Source organism: Burkholderia sp. YIM B11467 (assembly GCF_052952715.1).
The window spans coordinates 160,305-185,789 of record NZ_JBQVSQ010000012.1; the positions used below are offsets into that span (position 1 = coordinate 160,305).

The following is a 25,485-nucleotide window of genomic DNA, read 5'->3' on the forward strand; positions in this document are numbered from 1 at the left end:
GCCGGCATCGCGGGAACGTGGGGAGCCGACAGGCCGTGTGTGACGGGACGGCGCGACCGTCGTTTCGGGCATAGCGCGATGAACGCGGATCAGTCGGCGGCGGTTTGCGCGGAGGGTGCGGGGCCGGCCGGCTGTGCCGACTTTATTTCACGTGCCTGACCGGGCGGTTCGCGCCGCCGCGTCGCGCCGACGAGCATGCCCGCGACGACGAGTGCGATGCCGGCGACACGCGTGCCGCTCAGCGTCTCGCCGAACAGCGCGACCGCGAACAGCACGGCCGAGACCGGCGCGACGGCGGTGAACAGCGCGGCTTCGGTGCCGCTCGTGCGCGCGGAGCCCGCGTACCAGCACAGGTAGCCGAGCACGGTCGGCACCAGCGCGTAGTAGGCGATCGCCGATAAGGCGCCGATGGTCCAGCCGCTTGCCACCGCGCGCCATTCGAACGCGGCCGGCACGAGTGCGAGCACGAAGCCGAGGCCCGACATCGCGGTGGACAGCGCAAGCGGCGGCAACGGCGCGGCAAGCCGCCGGTTGAGCAGGATGAAGACCGCTTCGCACGCGACGGCGGCCAGCACCAGTGCATCGCCGGCAAGGGTCTGGAGCGACGGCATCGCCTGGCCGGGTGCGAACGTGACGAACACGACGCCGGCCGTGGCGAGCGCGGCGGCCAGCCAGTCGCGTGGCGTCTGCGGCTCGCGCAGCACGACGGCCGCGATCAGCGTCGACATCGCTGGCAGCGTGCCGAGCATCACGCCCGCATCGAGCGGCGACGACAGCTTCGTGCCGCTGATCAGCAGCACCGTATAACCGACGCCGCCCGCCGCGGCCTGGATGACGAGCAGCACGCCGTCGCGCGCGGAAATGCGCGGCCAGCGCATGCGCTGCGCGCGCATCAGCGCGAACAGCAGCGGGGTCGCGATCAGGAAGCGCAGCGCCGTGGCCGCGAACGGCGGCAGGCCGCCGGCCGCGAGACGGCTCGCGATGACGGTACTGCCGACGCCCGCCATCGCGGCGGCGAGATAGAGATAGCCAATCAGTCGTGTCTTCATGCGCCGCATCGTCGCGTACGGCGGCAGTGCGCGTCTTGAACGAAATTGCAGCGGGCGCGTGGACGTGCGAGCGTGTCGAATGCGGTGCGCTGCGTGCCCGCACCGGCGGCATGGGGGGCTGCTGCGGTCGATGCGGCAACCGCCTTCGCACACGGTGCACCCGGCGGCCTCACGCCGGGATGACGGCAGCGTCAAACGGCCTGCGTGAAGCGCCCCGGCGTGATCCCGAACTGGCGTGCGAATGCACGCGTCAGGTGGCTCTGATCGGCAAAACCGGCTTCGGCCGCGGCATCCGCGATCGGCAGGCCGCTGGCGAGCAGCGCGCGCGCCAGCCGCGTGCGCGACTGGATCAGGTAGGCGTGCGGCGTGATGCCGAGCTCGCGCGCAAACCCGCGCAGCAACTGGAAGCGGCTTACGCCGCTCAGGCCGGCCAGTTCGGCGAGCGAAACGGAGGTGGCCGGTGCCGCGTCGAGCCGCTCCCGGGCGACGCGGATCGCCGGCGCGACGCCGGCCGCCGGCAGCGTGCGGTTCGCGTGCCGGGCGAGCAACCCGGCGACCAGCATCACGAGCGCTTCGTCGCGGGCGAGCGGCTGGGTTTCTCCTGCGACGATGCGCGCATGCAGCTGGCCGACGGCGGCGGCAAGCCGCGTGTCGCGCACCGCCGGATGCGCAAGCTCGATGCCGTCGAGGCCTTCCTCCGCCGCGACGCCCGCGACCAGCGCGGGCGCGAGGTACAGCATCCGCCAGCGCCGGCCCGTGCCGGCATCGATCGGCGAGCCGTCGTGCATCTCGCCCGGGTTGACCATGATCGCGTCGCCGGCCAGCGCGTCGACCTGCCCGCGGCCGCTCCACGACCGGTGCGCGCCGCTCACGATCACGCCGACCCCAAATTCGTCGTGTGCGTGGCGCGGAAACGCGCGGTCGGATTCGAGGCTGATCGCCTCGATGCCTTCGCCGGTCCGTCGGTAGTGGGTGACACGGTGCATGTGCGCTCCTCGCGCCGGTTGCGGCGCGGATGACGTGCACTTTAGCGCGTTCCGGCGCGGCGCGCCCTTCATCCTTTTGGCCGATACCGCGCGGCGCGCGCAGCCCGCACCATGTGCACATGAGCAGCGTACACGGCCCGCCGGGCCTGAAGCTGCGCGGGAGACGGCAGGTGGAACGACACGATCCGGTATTCATTCAGGTTGGCGCGCTTGCGGACGGCTTCGCGCCGGAAGCGAACATCCTCGCCCCCGTCGACGCGCTCGCCGGGCGCACGGTGGCGCTCGGCGACGCGTCGGGCGCGTGGCGCGTCTATACGTTCGAGCCGGGCGCGCTGCAGTGGCGCGATGCGGCGACCGACACGGGCGGCCGCGAGCCGTGCCGCGTGACGCGGCTGCGCGACGGGCTGTACTTCGTCGACTACATCGATTCGGCCGCCCGCGCGACGTCGGTGAGTCTCGTGATCGATTTCGACAACGGCGTGTGGACGTCGGTCGTCGGCGTGCTGCCGACCGAAGCCGACACGCGCATCGACGCATTCACGCGAGTCGCGCGCGGGCTGCCGCTCACGGGTGTCGACGCGGAGTTCCGGCACGGCACGCTCGGCGGCCACGCGCAGCCGGGGCCGCTGCACGGGCCGACGCGCGAACTGATCGGCAAGCGCACGATGTACCGCTACAGCCCGACCGAATGCTACGAGCACATCTACCTGAACGAGAACTTCTACGCGTGGCAGTGCCTGCAGGGCGTCGAAGGCGGGTTGGCCGATGTCGACCGCTGCCATTACTTCAGGATCGCCGACGAGCTGTATCTGTTCGTGTGGCGCGAAAAGGTGGTGCCGACGCTCGGCGTCGTACTGATCGATCTCGCGCAGCGCAAGACCGACGGCAAGATCTTCGGTTACCAGGGCGGCGATTTCGGCACGCTGTCGAATTTCCCGATCGGCGCTCATGCACAGGTGCTGAACGAAACCGTGCATCCGCTCGGCGGCGAGGCGCAGCGATGAATGCCGTGCTGGGCAGCGGCCGCCTGCGTGCGGATTTCAGCGGGCGCGTCGTGCTCGTCACGGGCGCCGCGCAGGGGATCGGCGCGGCGATCGCGCGTCGTTTCGCGGAATCCGACGCGTTTGTCGCGCTCGCCGACCTGAACGGCGAGGCGGCCGCCGCGCAGGCCGACACGCTCGCCAGCGCGGGCGGCGAGGCACGCGCCTATCGGGTGGACGCCGCCAGCCGGGACGAACTGGGCGCGCTGGTCGCGGCGGTCGAGCGCGACGCCGGCCGGCTTGATGTGGTTGTCCACAATGCCGCGTATTTTCCGCTGACGCCGTTCGCGCAAATCGACGAGCCGACGCTCGAACGGACGCTGTCGGTCAACCTGTCGGCGCTGTTCTGGCTCGCGCAGGCCGCGTTGCCGGCATTCGAGCGCGCGGGGGCCGGGCGGCTGCTCGTCACGTCGTCGGTGACAGGGCCGCGTGTCGTCTATCCGGGGCTCGCGCATTACGCGGCGTCGAAGGCCGGCGTGAACGGCTTCATTCGCGCGGCGGCGCTGGAGCTCGCGCGCCGCAACGTGACGGTCAACGGCGTCGAGCCGGGGATGATCCGCACGCCGGCGGCCGGCAATCTCGGCGACGCGTCGGTCGCGGCGCAGATCGCGCGCGACATTCCGCTTGCGCGGATGGGCGAGCCGGAGGACATCGCGAACGCGATGCTGTTTCTCGCCTCGGCGGACGCCGCGTACATCACCGGACAGACGATCGTCGTCGACGGTGGCGCGACCTTGCCGGAGAGCGGGGCGGTGTTGGGAGACGGGTAACGGAGAACCGGCGAGAACTGCGAGAACGCCGGCCGCGACGAGGTCACGGCCGGCAAGCTGCTTGCTGCGGCGCTATCGTCGGCCGCACAGCGCATCGTCGCGACTACAGCCAGCCGTTGCGGATGAACTCGACGATCGAATAGCGGCGGGGCTCGAGATCGTGCTGCCCGACGGCTTCGACGATCCGCGATACGCCATCCGCGTAGGGCGTCGCGCCGTACACGCGCGATTCGAACTGCAGGCTGCACGCGCCGTCGTCGATGCGGATCCGGTGAACCGCATGGCGGCCGAGCTGATCGTCGGGGATCGCGAATTCGTTGCGCTGCACATCCGGGTCGCGCACGGAGCGGATGTCCTTCGGCCGTACGCCGAGCGATTGGCCGATCCCGACGGCCGTGCCGGGGACGGACGTCTTGCCTGCCTGATGCGACTCCGACAGGCTGATCTCGCAGTCGCGAAACAGGTGGCCGCTGGTTTCCAGCATGCTCATGAACTTGAGCATCAGGATGTTCGTGTTCGGACAGAGCACGATCGGGAAGTCGTGCGATCCGGTTTCGAGGTCGGAGCCGGTGGACAGTTCGACGAGCGGCGACGCGGTGGACTGGCAGAACGCGATCGCGTCGGCGAGTTCGCGGCCGGAACCGGCATGCACGACGATCGATTGGGCGTCACTACGTCGGGCGTCGCTACGCTGGGCGTCACTACGTCGCGCATCGCTTCGCGCGTGATCCGACCACGGCATCACGCGACAGGTTGCCGGATCGAGCCGGTGCGAGCCGAGCAGCTCGTTGGCCAGCTTGCCGGTTCCTACGACGAGTACTTGCATGAGATTGACGGGTTGAAGTTCAGGATTCGACACGGGAACGGCGCGGGCCGTCGGGTAGCCCTGCATGGCCGTGGCGCGCGCCGGGCCAGCCTCGCGCATTATGCCCGGCCGCCCGCAAGCGCGCCTGCCGGGCCGCGCGTGCGGAGCCGCGGCGCGTCAGCTCGCCGACACCGTCGGCAGCCACGCGTTCGCCGTGTTCTGCGTGGCGAGTTGCTTCGCAATCGAGCGCGCAAGGCGGTCCGTATCGGACGCCACCGTGTCGTGTTTGGCTTCCGACGCGCCGTGCAGGCCGGCGCCGACCGCCGCCGACGTCGCGAGGCGGCCGGCCGCCGCGCCGACCCCGGCGGTTTCGACCATGCCGGGCAGGTGGCCGCTGTTCGCGCTGACGGAGAACGTGTCGAGCGGCTGCAGTGCGCCGTGGGCCGGCTGGAACAGCACGGTGACCGACGCGCCCACTTCGCTTTTGCCCGCGCCGAGCCCGATCAGGATGCGGCGGCGGCGGTTGCCGGCGTCGATCGTTTCGAACCGGCCTTCGACCACCAGCGCGTCACGGCCGTCGGGCACCGGGCCGCGCAGCGCGGGAATGCCTTGCGACCGGAGTTCGCGCACGAGCGCGTCGGCGAGTTGCTCGCGGGTCTTCAGCGCGCTCTGCTGGCGCTGCGCGTCGGCGGACGAGCCCTTCGCGAGGGTCGCGAGCTTGCTGATCATCCCGCCGTCGACCTTGACGTCGGTCGTGTCCACATCGAACGGGGACACATAGACGACATCCGCATGAACCTGCGGCAGCGTGCGGGCCGCGGGCGCGGCGTTCGTCGCCGTTGTCGCGGTCGATGCGCAGCCGGTCATCGCGAGCGCGCCGGCGATCAGCGCGGCACTGGTCAGACGTTTGGCGTGGGCGGTCAGTGCGTGAAGGGAAGGGAACATGTCGATCTCCGTGGCCTGGATGAAGTTGCCGATACTGTCGCAGCATTCAGGAACGCGAACGATCGGAAGCGGGGCGTGGACGCTGGCGGGGAGAGGGTTCATGCCGTTGCGCAACACGCAGGCGCAAGTATGCGGAGGTCGGGCGTGACACGCCACGCAGGAATTATGTCGGCGCATGTCACGGGCCGGCGCGCACGGCCATCGAGCAGTCGGGCGGTCAAGCAGCCGGGCCCTCAAGCCCTCAGGCTCCCGGGCTCCCCAGACCTTCAAGCCGACAGCGAAGGCCGCGCCGGCCCGGACGAATCGAGCGGCAGCGCGACGACGGCCTCCAGGCCGCCGCCCTCGCGGTCGCGAAACGTCAGCGATCCACCGTGCAGGCGCGCGATCCGCTCGACGATCGCGAGGCCGAGGCCGGTGCCGCCCGGATGGCTGCGCGCGTTCGCGCCGCGGCTGAACGGCGCCTTGAGCCGTTCGAGTTCCGCGGCGCCGATGCCGTTGCCGCGATCGCTGACCACCGCGTACGCGATGCCCCGTTCGGTCCAGGTACGCACGCCGAGGCCGGTGCGGCCGTACACGACGGCGTTCTGCATCAGGTTCATCAGCAGCCGCATCAGGCTGATCGGGCGGAACGCGAACGCGGGCACGTGGCCTTCGTCGAATTCGAATTCGTGACCGAGCCCCGCGAAGTCCGCGACGAGCTGGCCGATCAGCGCATTCAGGTCGCCGGGTTGCGGTGTCTCGCGCTCGCCGCTGCCCGCGTAGTCCATGAATTGCTGCAGGATCGTATCGATCTGGTCCAGGTAATGTTCGGCCGATGCGGTGAGCGCGTCGTGCGTGCCGCGCGGCAACGCCATCGCGAGCGCAAGGCGCAGCTTGGTGAGCGGCGTGCGAATGTCGTGCGACACGCCAGCCAGCATCAGCGAGCGGGTCGTTTCCGCCTGTTGCAGCGCATCGGCCATCCGGTTGAACGCGCGGCTCACGTCGGCGATCTCGGTCGGGCCGTCGGTGGGCAGCGGCGGCGGGCGCTCGCCCGCGCTGACGCGCTGCGCCGCGCGTGCCAGCGCATCGAGCGGCCGGTTCAGGTGAAGCTGGATCAGGTAGCCGGTCAGCGCCGCCAGCAACGCCAGCCCGACCGACAGCACGAGCGCCGTCGTGATGCCGCTCGCCTGCGCGTCGGCGGCCATCGGCAGCGGCACCCAGACCGGCGAGCCGGCCGCATGCAGCCGGATCCACAGGCGTTCGTCGTCGCCCGATTGCCAGCGCGCCGGGAGGTCGGGCGGTAGGTGGCGTTCGAGCGCCTGCATGAACACGTCGCGCTGCCAGGTACGGAAGAAGGCCGCCAGGCTCGGCGCATGCGGCGGCGCGGCGGGCGGCGGCGAGGCCTGGCCGCCGAGCTGCACGACCATCGTGCGGCCCGTGTCGGCCGGTAGGCCGGCGAGCGTGCGGTCGAGCAATTGCACGTAGTCGGAGAAGATGATCGATGCGCGCTCGATGCGCGGGCGTTGCACGTAGTGCAGCAGCACGACGAGCGAACAGACGAGCGACAACGCGACGAGCGCGACCAGCAGCGCGATGTTGCGCGCGAGCAGCGAGCGCGGCAGCGGGAATCGCATCACGGCTCGACGCCGGCCACCAGCATGTAGCCGATGCCCCAGACCGTCTTGATGAAGCGCGGCTTGCCGGGATCGTCCTCGACGATCTGGCGCAGCCGCAGGATCTGCACGTCGACGCTGCGGTCGAGTGCGGCGTGGTCGCGGCCGCGCGCACGAGCGAGCAGGTTCTCGCGGCTCACCGCGCGGTTCGGGGACGAGCCGAGCGCGTGCAGCAACAGCATCTGCGCGGAATGGATTTCGACAGGCACGCCGTCGCGCATCAGCGTCTGCTGGCCGACGTCGAACGTGAACGCGCCGAAGCGCAACTGCTGCGACGTCACCGTCGGCTCGCCGGCCGCCATCTTCTGCCGCCGCAGCAGCGCGCGGACGCGGGCAACCAGTTCGTCGGGGAGAAACGGCTTCGCCAGGTAATCGTCGGCGCCCGTTTCGAGGCCGACGACCTTGTCGGCCGCGTCGCCTTTCGCGGTGAGCATCAGGATCGGCATCGTGTGGCCTTCCGCGCGCAGGCGCCGGCACACGCTCAGCCCGTCCTCGGGCTCCATCATCAGATCGAGCACCAGCAGGTCGTACGGTTCGCGCTGCAGCAGGCGGTCGAGCCGCTTGCCATCGGCGACCGCGCGGACCTGGAAGCCGTGGCCGGTCAGGAAGCGCTGCAGCATGTTGCGCAGCTCGGCTTCGTCGTCTAGCACGACGATCCTGCAGGACTGTTCCATCGGCTGCCTCCCGGTGCGTGCCGCGTGGCCGGACTGATCGTCCGGGTTCAGCGGGCCGCCATGCGCTGGCGCATGAAGCTGGCGATCTGCGCGAGCGTGACGTAGCCGTTGCGCTGCGCATCGATCTCGTCGAAATGCTGCGCAACCATCGGCATGCCCGCCGCGGCCTGCTCGCGGGTGAGCTTGCCGTCGTGCGTCGTGTTCGCGCTGGCGAAGCGGGTCTGCAACTGCATCAGCGCATGTTCGACGCGTGCACCGCCGTTCGCCGCGCCCGGCGGCACCTGCTGGGCCGACGCTGCTGCTGAGACGATACACAAAACGACGACGGCAATCATCTTCTTGATGGACTTCATGGGGTTTCTCCTTGCGTGGCCGACGGTCTGCGCCGGCCGGGTGGTTGATGAAACTGAAACGGATGGAAAACGAAACGGGTCGATGAATCGATGCAGCCGGTGCCGGGTTACGCCCAGTGAGCGGGCACCCAGATGCGGCCGGCCCAATGAGCGGGTACCCAGACGACGGCACGCGGCGGGTGAGCGACATACACGGCGCGCGGCGCGACGTACACGGAACGCGGCAGCGGCGGCGCGAGGTACAGGACCTTCGGCGGCGGCGGTGCGACGTACACGATGCGCGGTGCGGGGGCGGGCGCGATCACGACGGCTTTCGGCGGTGCAACATGCACGACCTTCGGCGGCGGCGTGACGACGACGGCGGTCGGCGCGGGCGGCGGTGCCGCGACCACGACAGCAGCCGGTACCGGCGCCGGCGCAGGCGCCGCGATAGCGACCGCGGCGGTAGCCGGCGGTGCCGTCACGACGACTGCGGCCGACGGGGGCGGTGCGACGGGTACAGGAACTGGCACTGGCACTGGCACCGTTCCCCCCGCCACGACAACCGTGCCGCCTGCCGCCGTGCTGCCGTGGATCACCGTCGTGCCGCCGGTCGAGACCGTGCCGCCGTGCACGATCGTCGAGCCGCCCGACGTCGTCACGACGCCCGGCGCCACGCGCGTCGCGCTGCCCGAATGCGTGACGGTCCCGCCGTCCGTGCCCGTCACGGTGCCCGAGCGCGAGCAGGTCGAGCCTGCGCAATTCGTCGACGCGGAGTGGCTGGCCGTGTTGCCGCCCGATCCCGTGATCGTGCCGCTCGACGAGTACTGGCCCGGGCCGTTGCGCGTCACGCTGCCCGACGTCGACGCGCTGTGGCCGTCCGAGCCCGTCAGCGAACCGGTATGCGAGCAGGTGCCGCTCGCGCAGCTCGTGTCGCCGCTGTGCTCGACCGAACGCCCGTTCGGGCCGACGGCCGTGCCGCTGTTCGAGAACTGGCCGGGTGCGGTGCGCGTGACGGTGCCGGTATTGGTCGCGAGGCCGCCGCCGGGGCCGATCACGCCGCCCGCATGCGAGCAGCTGCCACCGCCGCATGAGCCGGCGTGCGCGCCGTTGTAGGTGCCGCGCGGCGTGTAGGCCGTGCCGTGGCCGGACCAGCCGGCGAAGGCCGGCGCGCTGGCGAGCGTGACGAGTGCGGCGGCGGTGAGAAGGAAGCGGGTTTTCATCGGGTGTCCTTGCGGTTCGTTTCGGTGTACGCGGTGGCGTGGCGACGGGACGAACTTTAGGACGGCGACGCGCGCCAGTCGCGTCATAAAAGATGTCGCGGTGTTACACGTGACGGGCGTGTTTTCGGTACGACGAATGCGTGCATCGGCCGTGCCGATCGTCGGCGTGCCGCACCACGCAAGGCCGACGGCGATGCAGTCGCGTGAGGTGGGCAAGCAACGGTATCGATCGACGCGCGTCCTGCGCAGTCCGAACCGGTGTCGCCGTGACATGCGGCGACATATTTGCCGACTGAAACATGCATGCGCTGCGTTGAGCCATGTATATCGAACGCGGATAGTGCTGCACGTAGAACCGGAGCACGCGCCACCTCGACATGCAGTCGCAGCCACGTACCGTCCGACGATTGGCCCGGCGCTCGGAAACCGCAGTGTTCGTGTGTCGCGCATCCGCATCCGTCGGCACCCGGCGCGCACGCGGTCGGCGGGCTACGGCACGACATACGGCGACATATTTCACGCGCGACATGTTCACGCCGGGCCATCAACTGGCGAACCGCCAGTCCGCAAGCGCCCGCGACAGCCGTCCGTCGCACGAACGTGCTTCACCGCGACATACGGCGACACATTTCCCGCGTGGTTTTTCCGTTCCGTGCCCACTACAGTGCGCTTCATTCGACGCGACGGCGGCACGTGCCGCACATGACGCGTCCGACTTCAACCGCAGGAACGACCCATCATGCTCACGACCACCGGCAAGCTCGCCTACTTCGTCACACTTTTCATCATCGCCGTCTCGCTCGTCGAGGCGGCCGTGCTCACCTGGCGCCGCAGCCGCCAGCCCGAACTGTTCGACTGGAACGAGGTCTGGCTGTCGCTGGCCGATCTCGCGGGCCGCAAGCTGCTCGCGCTGGTGCCGCTGTCGCTCGCGACGCCGGTCTTCGATTTTGCGTGGGCGCACCGGCTCTTCACGATCCCGCTCCACAGCGTCGCGCTCGCGCTGCTCGTGTTCGTCGGCCAGGAGTTCTGCTACTACTGGTATCACCGCGCGTCGCACCGCGTGCGCTTCTTCTGGTCGACCCATGCGGTGCACCATTCGCCGAACCAGTTGACGCTGTCGTCCGCGTTCCGTCTCGGCTGGACCGGCAAGATCGCCGGTGCCGCGATGTTCTTCACGCCGCTCGTCTGGCTCGGCGTGCGTCCGGAAGCCGTGCTCGCGATCCTGTCGTTCAACCTGATGTACCAGTTCTGGCTGCACAACACGTGGATGCCGAAGCTCGGCTGGCTCGAATACGTGTTCAACACGCCGTCCGCGCATCGCGTGCACCATGCATCGAACCTCGACTATCTCGATGCGAACTACGGTGGCGTGCTGATCGTGTTCGACCGGCTGTTCGGCACCTATGTCGCCGAACGCGCCGACGAGCCGTGCCGCTACGGCCTCGTCACGCCGACCCGCTCGCGCAATCCGTTCGTCGTCGAACTCGAGCACTGGGCGAGCCTGGCCCGCGACGTCGCGACGGCCCGCGACGTGTGGACCGCGATCCGTTACGTGATGCTGCCGCCGGGCTGGCGTCCGGGCAACCAGGGCGAAACGACGGAGGAGCTGCGCCGCCGCAGCCTCGTCGCCGTGCGCACGGATGCGTGAACGGCGCTACGCTGTCGGCACGCCGGCCACACGTGCCCGTGCCGCGGCCGACATCACATATCCTCACGCATCATCAAGCCACCCTCGATCCAGGAGAGAACATCGATGGAACATGACCTGAAAGGCAAGGCCGTCGCGATTACCGGCGGATTCGGCCATCTGGGCGTCGCGACGGCCGCATGGCTGGCCGAGCGCGGCGCACGCGTCGCGCTGATCGGCCGCGGCGCGGTGTCGGCCGAGCAGGTGCTGCCCGGCGTGCCGGCCGACGCGCTGCGCATCGGCGGCATCGATCTCGTCGATCCGCAGGCCGCCGCGCGGGCGCTCGACACCGTACAGCGCGAATTCGGCCGGGTCGACGCGCTGCTGAACATCGCCGGCGCATTCGTGTGGCAGACGATCGCCGACGGCGACGCCGCCACGTGGGACCGCATGTACGAACTGAACGTGAAGACCGCGCTGAATGCGTCGAAGGCCGCGCTGCCGCATCTGTTCGCGAGCCCGGCCGGCCGCATCGTCAACATCGGCGCGGGCGCGGCGTTCAAGGCCGGCGCGGGCATGGGCGCATACGCGGCCGCGAAGGCCGGCGTCGCGCGGCTTACCGAGGCACTGGCGGCCGAACTGCTCGACCGCGGCGTGACGGTGAACGCGATCCTGCCGAGCATCATCGATACGCCGCCGAACCGCGCAGACATGCCCGACGCGGATTTCACGCGCTGGGTGCGGCCGGAACAGATCGCGGCGACGATCGGGTTCCTGCTGTCGGCCGACGCGCAGGCGATCACTGGCGCGTCGATTCCGGTGAACGGCCGCGTGGCGTAGCGCGTCGCGTCCCGGCTCGCACGCGGTCCGGCCGTGCGTACAATGTCGCACCGGAAACGCGCGAGCCCAGCCTGACACCATGAATCAGCCCAATATCCTGATCGTCGAAGATGAAATGGCGATCGCGGACACGATCGTCTATGCCCTCGGCACGGACGGCATGCAGACCGTCCACTGCACGCTCGGGCAGGCGGCGCTCGATCATCTGCGCGACACGCGCTTCGACCTGGTCGTGCTGGACGTCGGCCTGCCGGATCTCAGTGGCTTCGAAGTGTGCCGGCGGCTGCGCACCTTCACCGATGTGCCGGTGATCTTCCTCACCGCGCGGCACGACGAAATCGACCGGATCGTCGGGCTCGAAATCGGCGCCGACGATTACGTGGTCAAGCCGTTTTCGCCGCGCGAGCTGGCCGCGCGGGTCCGCGTGATCCTGCGGCGTTTCTACCGGACGGCCGCGCCGGAACCGATGCCTGCGCCGGCCGCGGCAAGCGCGCCCGTCGCCCCGGGTTTCGTGCTCGACGTCGACGGCGCGCGCGTGTCGTGGCTCGGCCATGCGCTGGACCTCACGCGCTACGAATTCGGGCTGCTGGCGCTGCTGGTCCGGCACCCGGGGCGCATCTATTCGCGCGAACAGCTGATGGACCTCGTGTGGCACGAGGCGCTCGATTCGGCCGACCGCACGGTCGACACGCATATCAAGACGCTGCGCGCGAAACTGCGCGCGATCGATCCCGAGCGCGACCCGATCCGCACGCATCGCGGAATGGGTTATTCGCTGCAACCGTAACGACCGGCACCGCCATGCATATCGGCCTGCGCATCTTCTTCGGCTTTTTCCTGATCGTCGGTCTTGCCGCGCTGATCACGCTGCGCGTGTTCGTGCAGGAAGTGAAGCCCGGCGTGCGCGAGGCGATGGAGGACACGCTCGTCGACACCGCGCAGGTGCTGGCGACGCTGGCCGCCGACGACATGGCGAACGGGCATATCGCCGACGGCGCCTTCGCGCGGCAGCTCGAAAAACTGCACGCGAGCCCGGTCAGCGCGAACGTGTGGGGCATGCACAAGAACACGATCAGCTACCGCATCTACATCACCGACGCGCACGGCATCGTGCGTTACGACTCGGACGGTGGCGCGGTGGGGCAGGACTATTCGCGCTGGAACGACGTGTACCGGACGCTGCGCGGCGAATACGGCGCGCGCAGCACGCGTGCCGATCCGAACGACGAAAGCAGCACCGTGATGCACGTCGCCGCGCCGATCCGGCGCGGGAACGAGATCATCGGTGTGCTGACGATCGCGAAGCCGAACCATACCGTCGCGCCGTTCATCGCGCGCAGCCAGCGCAAGATCATGCTGTACGGCGCGTTGCTGATGGGCGGCGCGATCCTGATCGGTGCCGCGTGCACGTGGTGGCTGGTGCTCGGGCTGCGGCGCCTGCAGCGCTATGCGCGCGCGATCGCGGCCGGCGAGCGCGCGGCGATGCCGCTGCAGGGCGCGAGCGAGCTGGCCGAACTCGGGCGCGCGGTCGAAAGCATGCACCGGCGGCTGGAGGACCGGCAGTACGTCGAAACCTACATCCACACGCTCACGCACGAGATGAAGAGCCCGCTGGCCGCGATCAGCGGTGCGGCCGAACTGCTGCAGGAAGACATGCCGGTCGCGAACCGCCGGCGCTTCACCGAGAATATCCGCCGCCAGGCTGGTCGCCTCGAGCAGATGATCCGCAAGCTGCTCGCGCTGGCCGAAGTCGAGCAGAAGCAGCGCCTGTCGGTGCACGAGCCGGTGGCGCTGCTGCCGGTGCTCGAGCAACTCGTCGACGATATCGAGCCGCGCGCCCGCCAGCGTGGCGTGAGCCTGCGGATCGATACGAACGGCACCGCGGATCCGTCGGTCGTCGAAGGCGATCCGTTCCTGCTGCGCCAGGCGCTCGGCAACCTGCTCGACAACGCGCTGGATTTCGCGCCGCAGGGCAGCACGATCCGGATCGGGCTCGAACGACAGCCGGCGGGCAGGGCACAGGTCGCGGTGGTGCGCGTGACCGATGACGGCCCCGGCGTGCCCGACTACGCGCTGTCGCGCGTGTTCGAACGCTTCTACTCGCTGCCGCGCCCCGACGGGCAGGATCGCAGCACGGGCCTCGGGCTGTGTTTCGTCCGTGAGGTGGCGACGCTGCACCGCGGCCAGGTCGCGCTCGCGAACCGCGACGAAGGCGGCGCGTGCGCGACGCTCACACTGCCGTCGGCGGGCTGAGCGCGCTTCACGCTCGCCACACATTCGCTTCACGCCGGCTTCAATCGCTGTTCACCGGGCCTGCTCATGCTGACCGCATCTTCCACTCCGGTACCCGTCAGCAATGAATCGAGTCCTGTTGTTCAAGTCCGTGATCACCGCGTTTCTCGCGCTGCTGATCCTGATCCCGCTGCACATGGTCCAAAGCATCGTGCAGGAACGCGCCGCGTATCGCGAGAGTGCGCTGCAGAGCATCTGGGCCAGCTACGCCGGGCCGCAGACGGTGACGGGGCCGGTGCTCGTCGTGCGCTACACTGAAGTCACGCGCGTGCGTGACGAGACGCCGGCCGGCGGCGCGACGAAGACGAGCCTGAGAAGCGAGACGAAACGCCTGCTCGTGTTTCCGAAGACGCTGAAGGTCGACGGCACGCTCAAGGTCGAGACGCGCTATCGCGGCATCCACAAGGCACTCGTGTACGGGCTGGACAGCCGGCTGACGGGCACGCTGGCGCTGCCTGACCTGAAGAAGCTGCCGCAGGCCGACGGCCACGTGAGCTTCGCGGTCGACAGCACGTATGTCGCGATCGGCATCGGCGATATCCGCGGGCTGAAATCCCAGCCCGACCTGCGCATCGGTGGCAAGCGGTTCGACGTGGAGCAGGGCACGCGGCTGGACAGCCTGCGCCAGGGCGTGCACGCGAATCTCGATCTCGCGGCGCTGGCGGACGCAAACGCGGCGGCGGTCGTGCCGTTCAGCATCGACCTGCCGCTGGCGGGCGCGGAATCCGTCGCGTTCGCGCCGGTGGCCGACCAGAACGATTTCTCGCTGACGTCGACGTGGCCGCATCCGAGCTTCGGCGGCGCGTTCCTGCCGGGCGAGCGCACGATCGACGCGCGCGGTTTCACCAGCAACTGGCACGTGACGTCGTTCAACACGAAGGCGCGCGAGCAGGTCGCGACCGGCGACGGGCAAGGCGCAATCGAGATGGCTTCGGTGTCGGTGATCGAACCCGTGAACGTCTATCTGCAAGCTGAACGCGCGACGAAGTACGGCGCGCTGTTCGTGATGCTCACGTTCGCGAGCTTCTTCATGTACGAGCTCGTGAAGCGGCTGCGCATTCACCCGATCCAGTACACGCTGGTCGGCCTGTCGCTCGCGCTGTTCTTCCTGCTGCTGCTGAGCCTGTCCGAGCACATCGCGTTCGGTTATGCGTATCTCGCGGCGAGCGGCGCGTGCATCGGGCTGCTCGGTTTCTACCTGTCGTTCGTGCTGCAAAGCGTGAAGCGCGGCGCGACGTTCGCGGCGCTGCTTGCGTTGCTGTATGCGGCGCTCTACGGGTTGCTGCTGTCGGAGGACAACGCGCTGATGCTCGGTTCGCTGCTGTTGTTCGCGATCCTCGCCGGCATCATGACGCTCACGCGCCGCGTCGACTGGTATTCGCTCGGCGCCGCCTGGCAGCCGCTCGCCGACAAGTCAGGTGCGGGTGTCGTGAAGCCGGCCGAGCCGGCGAAGTAAGCACACGGGTCTCGTGCAAGCGGCCGGCCGGGAATACCCCGGCCGGCCCGCGTGCCGCCGGGGCCGACCGCCGATTCACGCGTGCGGTGCAGGCCGCCGAAACCGCGCCAGCGGAATTTCGGCGACGGCCGTGATCTCGATCAGCAGCTCCGGATGATAGAGACGCTCGACCTGAACGGTCGTCGTCACCGGATAGGGCTCGGCGAAGTATGTCTTGCGGATGTCGCCGGCCTGCATGAACGCGTCGATGTCGGTCGCGTAGTGGACGAGCGAGATCACATCCCGCATCTGCCCGCCCATCGCGGCCAGCACGTCGCGGATGTTGTCGAGTGTCTGCCGCACCTGAATGCGCATGTCGCCGGCGCCGACCACCTGACCGTCTCGATCGAGCGCCACTTGTCCCTTCAGGTGCACGATCCGGCCGTCGCCCTGGATCACGGCCATCGAGAACGCGCCGAACGGCGCCCAGACTTCCGGCGGATTCACTGCTTCAGCCATGACGCAACTCCTGTCGGTCGATGGGAAAGACGCGGCTGCACGAATGGCGGCGACCCGGCGTGCAACGCGAGCGCGTCGTCGACAATCGCGCCATTATCGATGAACGCATGATGGCGCATCGATGCACGACGTGCGGATTCGCCATGACCAGGTGACGATACCGGGGATGTAACGCAGCGCCGGTTGGGCGATGCCGCGGGCAGGCCCGGCGGCATCCCCTTATACTGGACGTTCTTCGTCATTCGATTTTCGCCGTGCCCACGCCTGCCCCCACCGATCCGTCCGAGGACGATCCGCGTCCGACCCCGCCTCAACAGCCTGAACTGGAAGACTGCTGCAACAGCGGCTGCTCGCCGTGCGTCTTCGATCTTTACGACGACGCGCTCGCGCGTTATCGGATCGAACTGGCCGAGTGGGAAGCGCGCCACGCGAAACACCCGCATCACCGCTGAGCCGGATTCTGGCAAGCGGCGCGTATGCACCGCTTCTGCGCTGGGGGCTTGGCTAGTGGTGCGATTTCCGCCCCGTGTCACGCACCCGCATGCAGTCGCCGATGCAGCGGTCCGAGCGCTGTCGACAGCGCGATGCACGCAACCAATACGACCGTCAGCACGAACATCGACGTCCTGAACCCCTGCACGTAATCGACCGCGGCCGGATGCACGCCGAGCCGCGCGAAGAACACGCCGCCGATCGTCGCGGCGCCGACGGCCGCGCCGATCTGCAGCATCGCGCTGACCATCCCCGACGCGACGCCCGCGCGCGCCGCGTCGACTTCCGCGAGCACGATCCGCACGACCGATGGCAGCACGAGCCCTTGCCCGATACCGATCGCCGCGATGCCTGCGTAGAAGCCGGGCCCGGGCGCGCTTTCGCGGGCGAGCACGGCGGCGGTCGCGACGCCGGCCGCCAGCATCACGTAGCCGAGCGTCAGCACGCGATACCCGCCGAACCGGCCGACGAGGCGAGGCATCAGCAGCGGGCTCGCGAGGAAGCCGAGGCCGAGCGGCAGGATCGCGAACCCGGCCGCGAGCGGCGACCAGTTCAGGCAGCCCTGCAGATAGATCCCGTAGCTCAGGAAGAACGCGCTCAGCATGTAGAACAGGAACGCGAGCATCAGCCCGAGCGCGACGACCGGGTTGCGGAATAGACGCACGTCGAGCAGCGGATCGCGGCCACTGGCGAGCCGTCTCGCTTCGACCGCCAGCAGCGCGCCGAGCATCGGCAACGCGCCGACGAGGCACGCGACCATCCACAGCGGCCAGCCGGCTTCGCGGCCGTGCGTGAGCGGGTACACCAGCATCAGCAGGAACAGCGACATCAGCACCATGCCCGGCACGTCGATACGCTGGCCGGCCGGCGGCCGGTTTTCCGGGATGAAGCGCCAGCTGCCGATCAGCGCCAGGATGCCGATCGGCAGATTGACGAGGAAGATCGCGCGCCAGCCGAGCCCGAACGGATGCAGGCTGATCAGCGCGCCGCCGCCGAGCTGTCCGATCACGGCCGCGAGGCCGAACGCGAACCCGTAGAAGCCCATCACGCGCACCTGTTCCTGCGGGCTGAACACGCTGCGGATCGTCGCGAGCACCTGAGGCGCGAGGATCGCGGCGAACAGGCCTTGCAGCACGCGGCCGCCGACAAGGACGGTGCCGCTGTTGGCGAGCCCGCACAGCGTCGACGCGAGCACGAAGCCGGCCATGCCGAGCATGAACATGCGCTTGCGGCCGTACAGGTCGCCGAGACGGCCGCCCGTGATCTGCACGACCGCGTTCGCGCACGCATAGGCCGACACGACGAGCTGCAGCTCGGCCGGGCGCGCGCCGATGCCGTCGCGGATGGCCGGCAGCGCGAGATTCACGATGAAGTAGTCGAGCGGCGGCAGAATGGCGCCGACCAGCAGGACCACGAGCGCCCAGCCGTGATGGCTGCGCGGTGTCGCCGCGGCGGCCGCGCCGGCCGGCGCGCAGGGGGCAAGGGTAGGGTTGGTCATGGAAGCAGGGTCCGAAAAATGAGGGCCGTATGCGTGAGTGGCGCAGGCAGGCCATTGACCCCGTATTCTGGTGGCAGCTCATGATTCGGAAAAGCGGGAAAGAGTGGTAGCATCCATCGGGTTAATCGATGGATGGAGAACGGTGATGCGCGGTTTCGACCTGGACCAGTTGCGTACTTTCGCGGCGGTCGCGGACGCCGGCAGCCTGACGGCTGCGGCGCCGCTGCTGCACCTGTCGCAGTCGACGGTCAGCGAGCAGGTGCGCAAGCTCGAATCGCGCGCCGGCGTGCCGCTGTTCGTGCGCAGCAAGCGCGGCGTCGAGCCGACGCCGGCCGGCACGCGGCTGCTGCAGCATGCACGGCGCATCGTCGCGCTGAACGAGGCCGCGTTCGACGAGTTGCGCGGGCAGGCGATCAAGGGCGAACTGCGCGTCGCGATCACCGATTACTACCGCACGAATGAAGTCGCGGGCATGCTGGCGCGGCTGCGGGAGTGTTATCCGCAGCTGAGCCTGCACGTGAGCGCGATGAAGAGCGTGGATATCGAAGCGGCGCACGCACGGGGGCAGATCGATCTCGGCGTCGTGATGAACATGTCGAGCGGGCCGTTCCGGCCGGCATCGGCCGATACGCGCTGGGTGTTGCGGCGCGAGCCGCTGTCGTGGGTCACGTCGCCGGTGCTCGCCGAGCAGTTGCCCGAGCCGCTGCCGCTGGTGCTGTTGCCGGACGACTGCATGATGCATCAGGTCGCGGTGCGCTCGCTCGACGAGCAGCACACGCCGTACGTGCTCGTGCACAGCGCGTCGGGTGTCGCTGGGCTGCAGTCGATGCTCGCGGCGGGGCTCGGCGTCGGCTGCCTGTGCGCATCGGCGATCGGCGACGGCCTGATGCGGCTCGGCGCGAAATACCGGCTGCCACCGCTGCCCGACGCGGTGTTTTCGCTGACGCCGCCGATGCCGGGCGAGCGCGAGTCGGTCACGCAGGCGCGCGAGGTGCTGTCGCGGCAACTGCTGATGTGAGCGGCAAAGGCCGCATGCGGCAACGGGGGGCGACGGAAGGGGGAACCCGGCATCCACGTCGCGCACGCCGGTTTAGTAGGTTTGCGCTGTGTCGTGGCCGGTTGGCGGGCGATCCCGCTGACGGATATCGCGGACGATTGCCTGTGCGCCGGCTGCGATCAGTCGCACGTCCGAACTGATGGTAACGAGGTCGAAACCCTGACGGATCCGCTGCGTCGCGAAGTCGGCACTGCCGTTATGGATGCAGACGGCTTTGCCGGCAGCGTGCGCAGCCGTACGGATCCGCGCGATGGCCTCGACGACTGGCGGGTCGACATCATCGAATGTCGGCCGGCAGCCGAGCGACAGCGACAGGTCGGCCGGGCCGACGTACACACCGTCGAGTCCGTCGACGGCGAGGATCGCGTCGAGATTGCCGAGTGCTTCGGCAGTTTCTATTTGTGCGAGCACGACGACGGTGTCGTTCGCGTGCGTCGGATAATCCGCGCCGGCATAGAACTGGGCGCGGATCGGTCCAAGACTGCGCTGGCCGAGCGGCGGATAGCGCGTTGCCGCGACCAGTCGTCGTGCTTCGTCGGCGGTGTTGACCATCGGGCAGATGACACCGTACGCGCCGGCATCAAGCACCTTCATCAGAATGCCAGGGTCATTCCACGGTGCGCGGGCCATCGGCACGGTATCCGTAGTGGAGATAGCCGCGAACATGGCGACCGCGGTCTGATAGTCGATCACGCCGTGCTGCAGGTCGACGGTCAGTGCATCCCAGCCCTGATGTGCCATCGCCTCGGCAGAAAACGCGCTCGGAATGGCCAGCCAGCCGTTGATGACTGAGCCGCCTTGACGCCAGATCTGGCGGATCCGGTTTTCACGCATGGTCCGTTGCTCCGATAAAGGGGACGCCGGCCACATGGTCGGCGTTCGTTGCCTGTCAGTCGGTTCCGGCGATCGGATCGCCGCCGGCCATCACTTCGAGCGCCCGGACGAGCGCCGAGTGATCCCACGCGCCGCCGCCGTGCGCAACGCAGACATTGAAGAGTTCCTGCGTCGTTGCGGTGTTCGGCAAGCTCACGCCGAGCTGCCGCGCATTCGACAGCGCGAGGCCGAGGTCCTTCTGATGCAGCGCGATCCTGAATCCCGGCGCGAAGGTGCGCTTGACCATGCGTTCGCCGTGTACCTCAAGCACGCGCGACGACGCGAAGCCTCCCATCAGCGCGTCGCGAACCCTGGCCGGATCCGCGCCGGCCTTCGCCGCGAACAGCAGCGCTTCGGCGACCGCTTCGATGTTCAGCGCGACGATGATCTGGTTGGCAACCTTCGCGGTCTGGCCGTCGCCATTGCCGCCGACGAGCGTGACGTTCCTGCCCATCCGCTCGAACAGCGGCTTCGCACGCGCGAACGCGTGTTCGCTGCCGCCGACCATGATCGACAAGGTCGCGTTGCGCGCACCGACTTCGCCGCCGGACACCGGTGCGTCGAGATACTCGCAGCCGAGCGCGCGGATGCGTGCGGCGAATTCCTTGGTCGCCAGCGGTGAAATCGAGCTCATGTCGATCACGAGCTTGCCTTCGCTCAGACCATGCGCGACGCCATCGGCACCGAACAGCACCGCCTCGACGTTCGGCGTGTCGGGCACCATCACGATCACGACATCGGCTTCGCGCGCGACGTCCGCGGCACTCGCGCGCACCTTGCCGCCCGCGTCGACGAGTTCCGCGGGAACGGTCCCGTGCGTGTGCAGAAACAGCGTGTGACCGCTGCCGATGAGGTTGGCCGCCATTGGGGCGCCCATGATGCCGAGGCCGATGAATCCGATCTTGCTCATGACTGTTCCTTTTCGGTGAAAGTGGGGGGGCTGACCGTTCAGCGAACCGCGCCCGGAAGGTCGAACCGCGGTTCGGGAAGCCCGCGCACGCCGGGGCGCAACGCGACCAGCCGGCCGTTGGGCGCATCGGGCATGCACCCGGGGAGCCGGATCGACGTGACGAACAACGTATCGAGGGCAGGGCCGCCGAACGCGCACATTGCGGGTTTGGCGAACGGCAGCGCGATCCGGCGGTCGAGCTGGCCACCAGGCGTGAAGCGCAGCAGCAGCCCCGCATCGTTCGCGCAGGTCCAGTAGCCGCCGTCTTCGTCGACGGCGGCGCCGTCGGGGCGGCCTGCATGGTCGTGGAGGTCGGCGAACAGGCGCTTGCGGGCCGGGCAACCGTCGTCGATGTCGTAGTCGAACGCCCAGATCACGCGGCGCGACGCATGCGAGTCGGACAGGTACATCGTCCGTCCGTCGGGCGACCACGCGAGCCCGTTCTGTACGACGAGTCCATCGACGAACGGGCCGCGCAGCCCGTTGGCCGCCTCATACCGGTACAACCCGCCGGCCGGAATCGCGGCGGCCATGTCCTGCACCATCGTGCCGGCCCAGAAGCGCCCTTGCCGGTCGCAGCGTCCGTCGTTGAAGCGCATCCCGGAGCGTGCGAAGTCGGGCGCCGCGACTCGCCGGGCGACGGTGCGGCCGACGACCGGATCCGGGGCCGAGATATCGAATTCGATTTCGAAGATTCCGCTTTCGAGGCCGGCGATCAGGCGTCCAGGGCCGGCCGGCGCGATGCAGCCGATCTGCTCGGGAACGGTCCACCGGTGTCGTACGCCCGTTGCCGGATCGACGCGCAGGATCGTCCGCGCCGGAATGTCGACCCAATAGAGCGCGGCTTCCTCCGCGTGCCAGACGGGGCTTTCGCCGACGGTGGCGACGTAGGCGCCGCCACCCTCCACGAATTCGACGGACAGTCGCTCGATCGGCGGCATCATCGCGGATCCTCCATCGGGCCGCTCGGCACGAACGGGCCACCCTGGCAGACCTGCGCGGGATCGGCCGGCTCGACGTCGGGCGCACCCGCCGGAACATCGCGTTCGAACGGAATCGAGCTGTCGGCCGGGCGTGCAGGCATCTCGGGTTCGACGACCTGCGTGACGGGGTAGAGGCCCGTGACGTGGTTCGAGCTTGCATGGACGACTGCCTCACCGGCAGCCGGCTCGCCGGGGTCGACGATGTCGGTCACGCGTACGATCCGGACCCGCCGGTGCAATTGCGCGCGGATCTGGCGGCCCAGGTTGCCGCCCGCGCCGGTCAGCAGGATGCGGTGAAAGGGCAGGGAGGCCGTGTTGGTCGCTGGGTTCATTCGGTTTCCTGATTGATCGGAGAGGCAACGTCGCGCTCAGCGCGGAACGTCGGCGAGATAGAGCGCAGGCTTGCCGTCGCGATCGGACGTGAACAGCACGCGGCGGCTGTCCGGGGTAAAGGATGGATGCGGATGCGTGACCTGCCGGTTGCCATCCAGCACGGCCCACGACGTGTGGTGCGCGGCGATGCGCTTCGTCGTTCCGGTCGTCGGCTCGAACAGGTAGAGGTAAGGGTCGTTGTCGATTTCGTGCGCGCCGACGTCGTTCACGTCGACGGGCGTGCCGCAGCCGTCGCCGACGAGCAGCGAGCCGTCGAAGTTGCTCATCAGGTGCGAGCAGGGCGGCATCTGCATCAGCTCGGTGTCCGTGCCGTCTTTCGGATTGAAGCCGCGAATGTAGCGTCTCGCGTCGCCGCGACGGTACGACACATAGAGCATGCGGCTGCCGTCGGGCACCCAGAATTCGTGCGTGCAGCTTTCGCCGTCGGCATGCTCGTGTACTTTGCGCAGATTGGAACCGTCCTCGTCGACGAGCCACATCCGGGTTTCGACGACGTCATGCGGCCCCTCATGACAGAACGCCACCGTGTTGTCGTCGAACGGACGGTAGATCGGATGACCGAGCCACTGGTTCACCTCGTGGACGACGGTCCGGGCGCCGTCGCGCAGGTCGATGCTCAACAGCCGGCAACGGGGGCGGCGATAATAAAACGCCTTGAACTTGTGCCAGTCGGTGAGCGGCTCGTAGTCGCTCGCTGCGATCTCGATGCCGACGACCTTGTCGCAAGCCGAGTTCGCGACCCAGGTGCCGTAGCCGACGTAGTCGTCCGGCACCTCGTAGACGATCGATTCGTCGAGCGTCTCGAGATCGAGTCGCATCATGCGGCGATCGCCCTTGACGTAATACAGGTGGCGATCGTCGGGCGACAGGAAGCCGCCGAACGTGTTGTCGCCCGGGCCTTCGGTCAGTTGCGTCGCGACACCGGTCGGCAGATCGAGCAGGTAGTAGTTCCAGTGGCCGTCGAAGCCGCCGCCGAACAGCAGTCGCGTGCCGTCGTTGCTGAAGCACTTCTGATAGAAATAGTTGCGGTGGCATGTCACGTCGGGTGGCGTGAGGCGCGTCACCGTCATGCCGGTTTGCGGGTCGGCGTATTCGTCGTAGACGAGATGCAGGGTCTGGCCTTTGCTCATGATTTGTCCTTGCGGCGGTGACGACGCGGTGCGCACGCCGTGCCGTCGCGTCGGGTGGATCGGATGGGTGGTCAGGTGCGCGATTGCGTGATCGAGTCTGGGTTGTCGGCCGCGCGTTGCGTGCGGAGGGCGGAGCGTGTGCCGGCCGAATGGAACAGCCACGCGCCGGGCACGAGCAGGATCGCGCCGCAGATCAGGAACACGAAGCGGCTATGCAGGGCATTCGGCAGCAGCGAGAGCGCCATGATGCCGAGCGCGGCGAGGCACACGAGCCGGCCGAGCAGGCCGCGTTGGCGATATTCGCGGGCATCGTCAGCTTCGTCGAGGTCATCCGATTCGACGGGCGTGTCCCAGCGCTGGAACAGTTCGACCCGTTCGGCCGCACGCTTTTGATCGGCTTCGGAATAGAACAGGCACGTCGACACGAAGAAGCCGCCGGTGATCACGACGTGTGAGAGCAGCACGATCGAAACGCGCAGGTCTGCCCATTCGCGGCCGCTCAGCTTCAGGCCGAACCACGACTCGATCGTCGTCTGGCCGATCAGCATCCCGAATACGTATGAGACCACCAGGCCGACCAGCAGCGTTGCCCAGCCCGACCAGTCCGGCGTCTTGCGCACGACGAAGCCGAGCATCGCCGGCACGGCAAGCGGGAAGGTGACCATTGCGCTCAGCGTGACGAGAATGTCGAACAGCGTCATGCCGTGCACCGAATTGATCACGATGCCGACACCGACGACGAGTAGCCCGAAGACCAGCGACGCGAACTTCGACGCGACCATCAGTTCCTTTTCGGTCGCTTGCGGACGCAGCACGGTGCGATAGAAGTTGCGCACGAAGAAGCCGGCGTTGCGGTTGATGCCGGCATCCATCGCGGACATCGACGCCGCGAACATGGCGGCCATCAACAAGCCAAGCATGCCGGCCGGCATGAATTTCGACACGAATGCAACGAACACGGCTTCGCGCGCATCGTGGCCGAGCATGCCGAAATCGCCGGCGAAATCAGGCATCCTGTAATGCATGAACCACGCGGGCACGAACCAGATGAGCGGCCCGACGATGCTGAGCACGCAGGTGAGCAGGGCGCCCTTGCGTGCGTGCTGGCTGTCTTTCGCGCAGATGTAGCGATACGAGTTGAGGCCGTTGTTCATCATGAAGATCTGCTTCACGACGATCATCACGACCCATAGTGCGAAGAGGCCGGCATAGGCGTAGCCGTGGCCGATCCAGAACGAATCGTGAAAACTGCTTACGATCGGCGCGATGCCGCCTGCGTTGCCGAGCGCGACGATCGCACACGTGAACGTGACGGCCATCACGATCAGCATCTGCAGATAGTCCGATGCGACCATCACCCATGCGCCACCGGCGAGCGCCATCGCGATCACGACGAGCCCGGTCGCAACGATGACCGTGCCGACCGGCAGGTGAAACACGGCGCCCGTGATGATCGCGAGGCCGTTGAGCCACTGTCCGGCCGACAGCAGCCCGTCGAGCATGCTGATCCAGACGAAGCTCTGTTCGCTCGTGCGGCCGAAGCGCGAGCGCAGCGCTTCGGTCGCGGTGACGACGCGCATCTGCCGGAAGCGGGGTGCGAAATACAGGTAGTTCGCCAGATAGCCGACCGCGTTCGCGAGATACAGCACGACGATCGCGAAGCCGTCGTTGAACGCCTTCGACGCCGCGCCGGTGAAGGTCCACGCGGAGAACTGCGTCATGAACGCGGTGGCGCCGACCATCCACCAGAGCACCTTGCCGCCGCCGCTGAAATAGTCGCTCGTGTTCTTGTTGAACGAACGGAACGACAGGGTGATGGCAATCAGAAAGCCGATGTAGGCGATTACGACGAGTATGTTGATGTCCATGCTTCGGGTTCCGCGAGAGCTGATGCCGGAAGTAAATAGGGAGACGTGCCGTG

The 25,485-nt window shown here is 68.4% G+C and carries 26 protein-coding genes; 9 read left to right on the plus strand and 17 right to left on the minus strand.

Annotated features, from left to right (window positions below; translation table 11 throughout):
• Positions 1-89: 89 nt before the first annotated feature.
• Positions 90-1,049: a DMT family transporter gene (locus ACTRWB_RS31880; protein ID WP_446904198.1), complete on the minus strand. Its 960-nt coding sequence runs from the start codon at positions 1,047-1,049 to the stop codon at positions 90-92.
• A 191-nt stretch (positions 1,050-1,240) separates the two neighbouring features.
• A complete protein-coding gene (locus ACTRWB_RS31885; RefSeq protein ID WP_446904199.1) occupies positions 1,241-2,035 on the minus strand; it encodes an AraC family transcriptional regulator in 795 nt (264 codons plus the stop codon).
• 170 nt (positions 2,036-2,205) lie between these two features.
• Here ACTRWB_RS31885 and ACTRWB_RS31890 point away from each other — a divergent pair, with 170 nt between their 5' ends.
• Both ACTRWB_RS31890 and ACTRWB_RS31895 read left to right on the plus strand, forming a co-directional pair.
• A complete protein-coding gene (locus ACTRWB_RS31890) occupies positions 2,206-3,039 on the plus strand; it encodes a molybdenum cofactor biosynthesis F family protein (protein ID WP_446904255.1) in 834 nt (277 codons plus the stop codon).
• On the plus strand, positions 3,036-3,845 hold the full coding sequence (locus ACTRWB_RS31895; RefSeq protein WP_446904200.1) for an SDR family oxidoreductase: 810 nt from the start codon (positions 3,036-3,038) through the stop codon (positions 3,843-3,845). Before ACTRWB_RS31890 ends, ACTRWB_RS31895 begins: the two co-directional genes overlap by 4 nt.
• Before the next feature lie 103 nt (positions 3,846-3,948).
• Here the strand turns inward: ACTRWB_RS31895 and ACTRWB_RS31900 are convergent, their stop codons facing one another.
• The 6 genes from ACTRWB_RS31900 to ACTRWB_RS31925 all read right to left on the minus strand — a co-directional run bounded on the left by ACTRWB_RS31900 (position 3,949) and on the right by ACTRWB_RS31925 (position 9,476).
• A complete protein-coding gene (locus tag ACTRWB_RS31900; RefSeq protein ID WP_446904201.1) occupies positions 3,949-4,671 on the minus strand; it encodes a dihydrodipicolinate reductase in 723 nt (240 codons plus the stop codon).
• A gap of 156 nt (positions 4,672-4,827) precedes the next feature.
• Complete coding sequence (locus ACTRWB_RS31905) at positions 4,828-5,595, minus strand: DUF4410 domain-containing protein (protein WP_446904202.1); 768 nt, start codon at positions 5,593-5,595, stop codon at positions 4,828-4,830.
• A 266-nt stretch (positions 5,596-5,861) separates the two neighbouring features.
• A complete protein-coding gene (locus ACTRWB_RS31910; protein ID WP_446904203.1) occupies positions 5,862-7,208 on the minus strand; it encodes an ATP-binding protein in 1,347 nt (448 codons plus the stop codon).
• Positions 7,208-7,921 carry a response regulator gene (locus ACTRWB_RS31915; RefSeq protein ID WP_446904204.1) on the minus strand — a complete coding sequence of 238 codons (714 nt, stop codon included), beginning with the start codon at positions 7,919-7,921 and terminating at the stop codon, positions 7,208-7,210. Before ACTRWB_RS31915 ends, ACTRWB_RS31910 begins: the two co-directional genes overlap by 1 nt.
• Before the next feature lie 47 nt (positions 7,922-7,968).
• Positions 7,969-8,274: a hypothetical protein gene (locus ACTRWB_RS31920; RefSeq protein WP_080970799.1), complete on the minus strand. Its 306-nt coding sequence runs from the start codon at positions 8,272-8,274 to the stop codon at positions 7,969-7,971.
• Positions 8,275-8,381: 107 nt separating this feature from the next.
• On the minus strand, positions 8,382-9,476 hold the full coding sequence (locus tag ACTRWB_RS31925; RefSeq protein WP_446904205.1) for a hypothetical protein: 1,095 nt from the start codon (positions 9,474-9,476) through the stop codon (positions 8,382-8,384).
• Between the two features lie 739 nt (positions 9,477-10,215).
• Between ACTRWB_RS31925 and ACTRWB_RS31930 the strand changes: the two genes are divergently transcribed.
• The 5 genes from ACTRWB_RS31930 to creD all read left to right on the plus strand — a co-directional run bounded on the left by ACTRWB_RS31930 (position 10,216) and on the right by creD (position 15,691).
• Positions 10,216-11,124: a sterol desaturase family protein gene (locus ACTRWB_RS31930; RefSeq protein WP_446904206.1), complete on the plus strand. Its 909-nt coding sequence runs from the start codon at positions 10,216-10,218 to the stop codon at positions 11,122-11,124.
• A 105-nt stretch (positions 11,125-11,229) separates the two neighbouring features.
• Positions 11,230-11,943, plus strand: coding sequence for an SDR family NAD(P)-dependent oxidoreductase (locus tag ACTRWB_RS31935; protein WP_446904207.1), 714 nt, complete (start codon positions 11,230-11,232; stop codon positions 11,941-11,943).
• Between the two features lie 79 nt (positions 11,944-12,022).
• Positions 12,023-12,730: a two-component system response regulator CreB gene (gene creB / locus ACTRWB_RS31940; protein ID WP_343493934.1), complete on the plus strand. Its 708-nt coding sequence runs from the start codon at positions 12,023-12,025 to the stop codon at positions 12,728-12,730.
• Positions 12,731-12,744: 14 nt separating this feature from the next.
• Positions 12,745-14,196: a two-component system sensor histidine kinase CreC gene (creC, locus tag ACTRWB_RS31945; protein WP_446904208.1), complete on the plus strand. Its 1,452-nt coding sequence runs from the start codon at positions 12,745-12,747 to the stop codon at positions 14,194-14,196.
• 103 nt (positions 14,197-14,299) lie between these two features.
• On the plus strand, positions 14,300-15,691 hold the full coding sequence (gene creD, locus ACTRWB_RS31950) for a cell envelope integrity protein CreD (protein WP_446904209.1): 1,392 nt from the start codon (positions 14,300-14,302) through the stop codon (positions 15,689-15,691).
• 75 nt (positions 15,692-15,766) lie between these two features.
• Here the strand turns inward: creD and ACTRWB_RS31955 are convergent, their stop codons facing one another.
• Complete coding sequence (locus tag ACTRWB_RS31955; RefSeq protein WP_193100143.1) at positions 15,767-16,189, minus strand: RidA family protein; 423 nt, start codon at positions 16,187-16,189, stop codon at positions 15,767-15,769.
• Positions 16,174-16,431: a hypothetical protein gene (locus ACTRWB_RS31960; RefSeq protein ID WP_446904210.1), complete on the minus strand. Its 258-nt coding sequence runs from the start codon at positions 16,429-16,431 to the stop codon at positions 16,174-16,176. Before ACTRWB_RS31960 ends, ACTRWB_RS31955 begins: the two co-directional genes overlap by 16 nt.
• Positions 16,432-16,443: 12 nt before the next feature.
• On the opposite strand from ACTRWB_RS31960, the gene ACTRWB_RS31965 reads away from it, so the two are divergent.
• Positions 16,444-16,641: an oxidoreductase-like domain-containing protein gene (locus ACTRWB_RS31965; RefSeq protein ID WP_129515344.1), complete on the plus strand. Its 198-nt coding sequence runs from the start codon at positions 16,444-16,446 to the stop codon at positions 16,639-16,641.
• A 77-nt stretch (positions 16,642-16,718) separates the two neighbouring features.
• On the opposite strand, the gene ACTRWB_RS31970 is transcribed toward ACTRWB_RS31965, so the two are convergent.
• The gene (locus ACTRWB_RS31970) at positions 16,719-18,179 is read right to left on the minus strand and encodes an MFS transporter (RefSeq protein ID WP_446904211.1); all 1,461 of its coding nucleotides are present in this window, start codon (positions 18,177-18,179) and stop codon (positions 16,719-16,721) included.
• A gap of 145 nt (positions 18,180-18,324) precedes the next feature.
• On the opposite strand from ACTRWB_RS31970, the gene ACTRWB_RS31975 reads away from it, so the two are divergent.
• Positions 18,325-19,197 (plus strand): LysR family transcriptional regulator, encoded by an 873-nt coding sequence (locus tag ACTRWB_RS31975; protein ID WP_446904212.1) that lies wholly within the window; start codon positions 18,325-18,327, stop codon positions 19,195-19,197.
• Positions 19,198-19,269: 72 nt separating this feature from the next.
• Here the strand turns inward: ACTRWB_RS31975 and ACTRWB_RS31980 are convergent, their stop codons facing one another.
• The 6 genes from ACTRWB_RS31980 to ACTRWB_RS32005 all read right to left on the minus strand — a co-directional run bounded on the left by ACTRWB_RS31980 (position 19,270) and on the right by ACTRWB_RS32005 (position 25,432).
• Positions 19,270-20,070 carry an HpcH/HpaI aldolase family protein gene (locus tag ACTRWB_RS31980; RefSeq protein WP_446904213.1) on the minus strand — a complete coding sequence of 267 codons (801 nt, stop codon included), beginning with the start codon at positions 20,068-20,070 and terminating at the stop codon, positions 19,270-19,272.
• Between the two features lie 55 nt (positions 20,071-20,125).
• Positions 20,126-21,019, minus strand: coding sequence for a 2-hydroxy-3-oxopropionate reductase (locus ACTRWB_RS31985; protein ID WP_129515340.1), 894 nt, complete (start codon positions 21,017-21,019; stop codon positions 20,126-20,128).
• 38 nt (positions 21,020-21,057) lie between these two features.
• Complete coding sequence (locus ACTRWB_RS31990; RefSeq protein ID WP_446904256.1) at positions 21,058-21,999, minus strand: SMP-30/gluconolactonase/LRE family protein; 942 nt, start codon at positions 21,997-21,999, stop codon at positions 21,058-21,060.
• On the minus strand, positions 21,999-22,373 hold the full coding sequence (locus ACTRWB_RS31995; RefSeq protein WP_446904214.1) for a hypothetical protein: 375 nt from the start codon (positions 22,371-22,373) through the stop codon (positions 21,999-22,001). Before ACTRWB_RS31995 ends, ACTRWB_RS31990 begins: the two co-directional genes overlap by 1 nt.
• 36 nt (positions 22,374-22,409) lie before the next feature.
• Positions 22,410-23,564 carry an oligogalacturonate lyase family protein gene (locus ACTRWB_RS32000; RefSeq protein WP_446904215.1) on the minus strand — a complete coding sequence of 385 codons (1,155 nt, stop codon included), beginning with the start codon at positions 23,562-23,564 and terminating at the stop codon, positions 22,410-22,412.
• A gap of 71 nt (positions 23,565-23,635) precedes the next feature.
• Positions 23,636-25,432: a sodium:solute symporter family transporter gene (locus ACTRWB_RS32005; RefSeq protein ID WP_446904216.1), complete on the minus strand. Its 1,797-nt coding sequence runs from the start codon at positions 25,430-25,432 to the stop codon at positions 23,636-23,638.
• Positions 25,433-25,485: the final 53 nt, after the last annotated feature.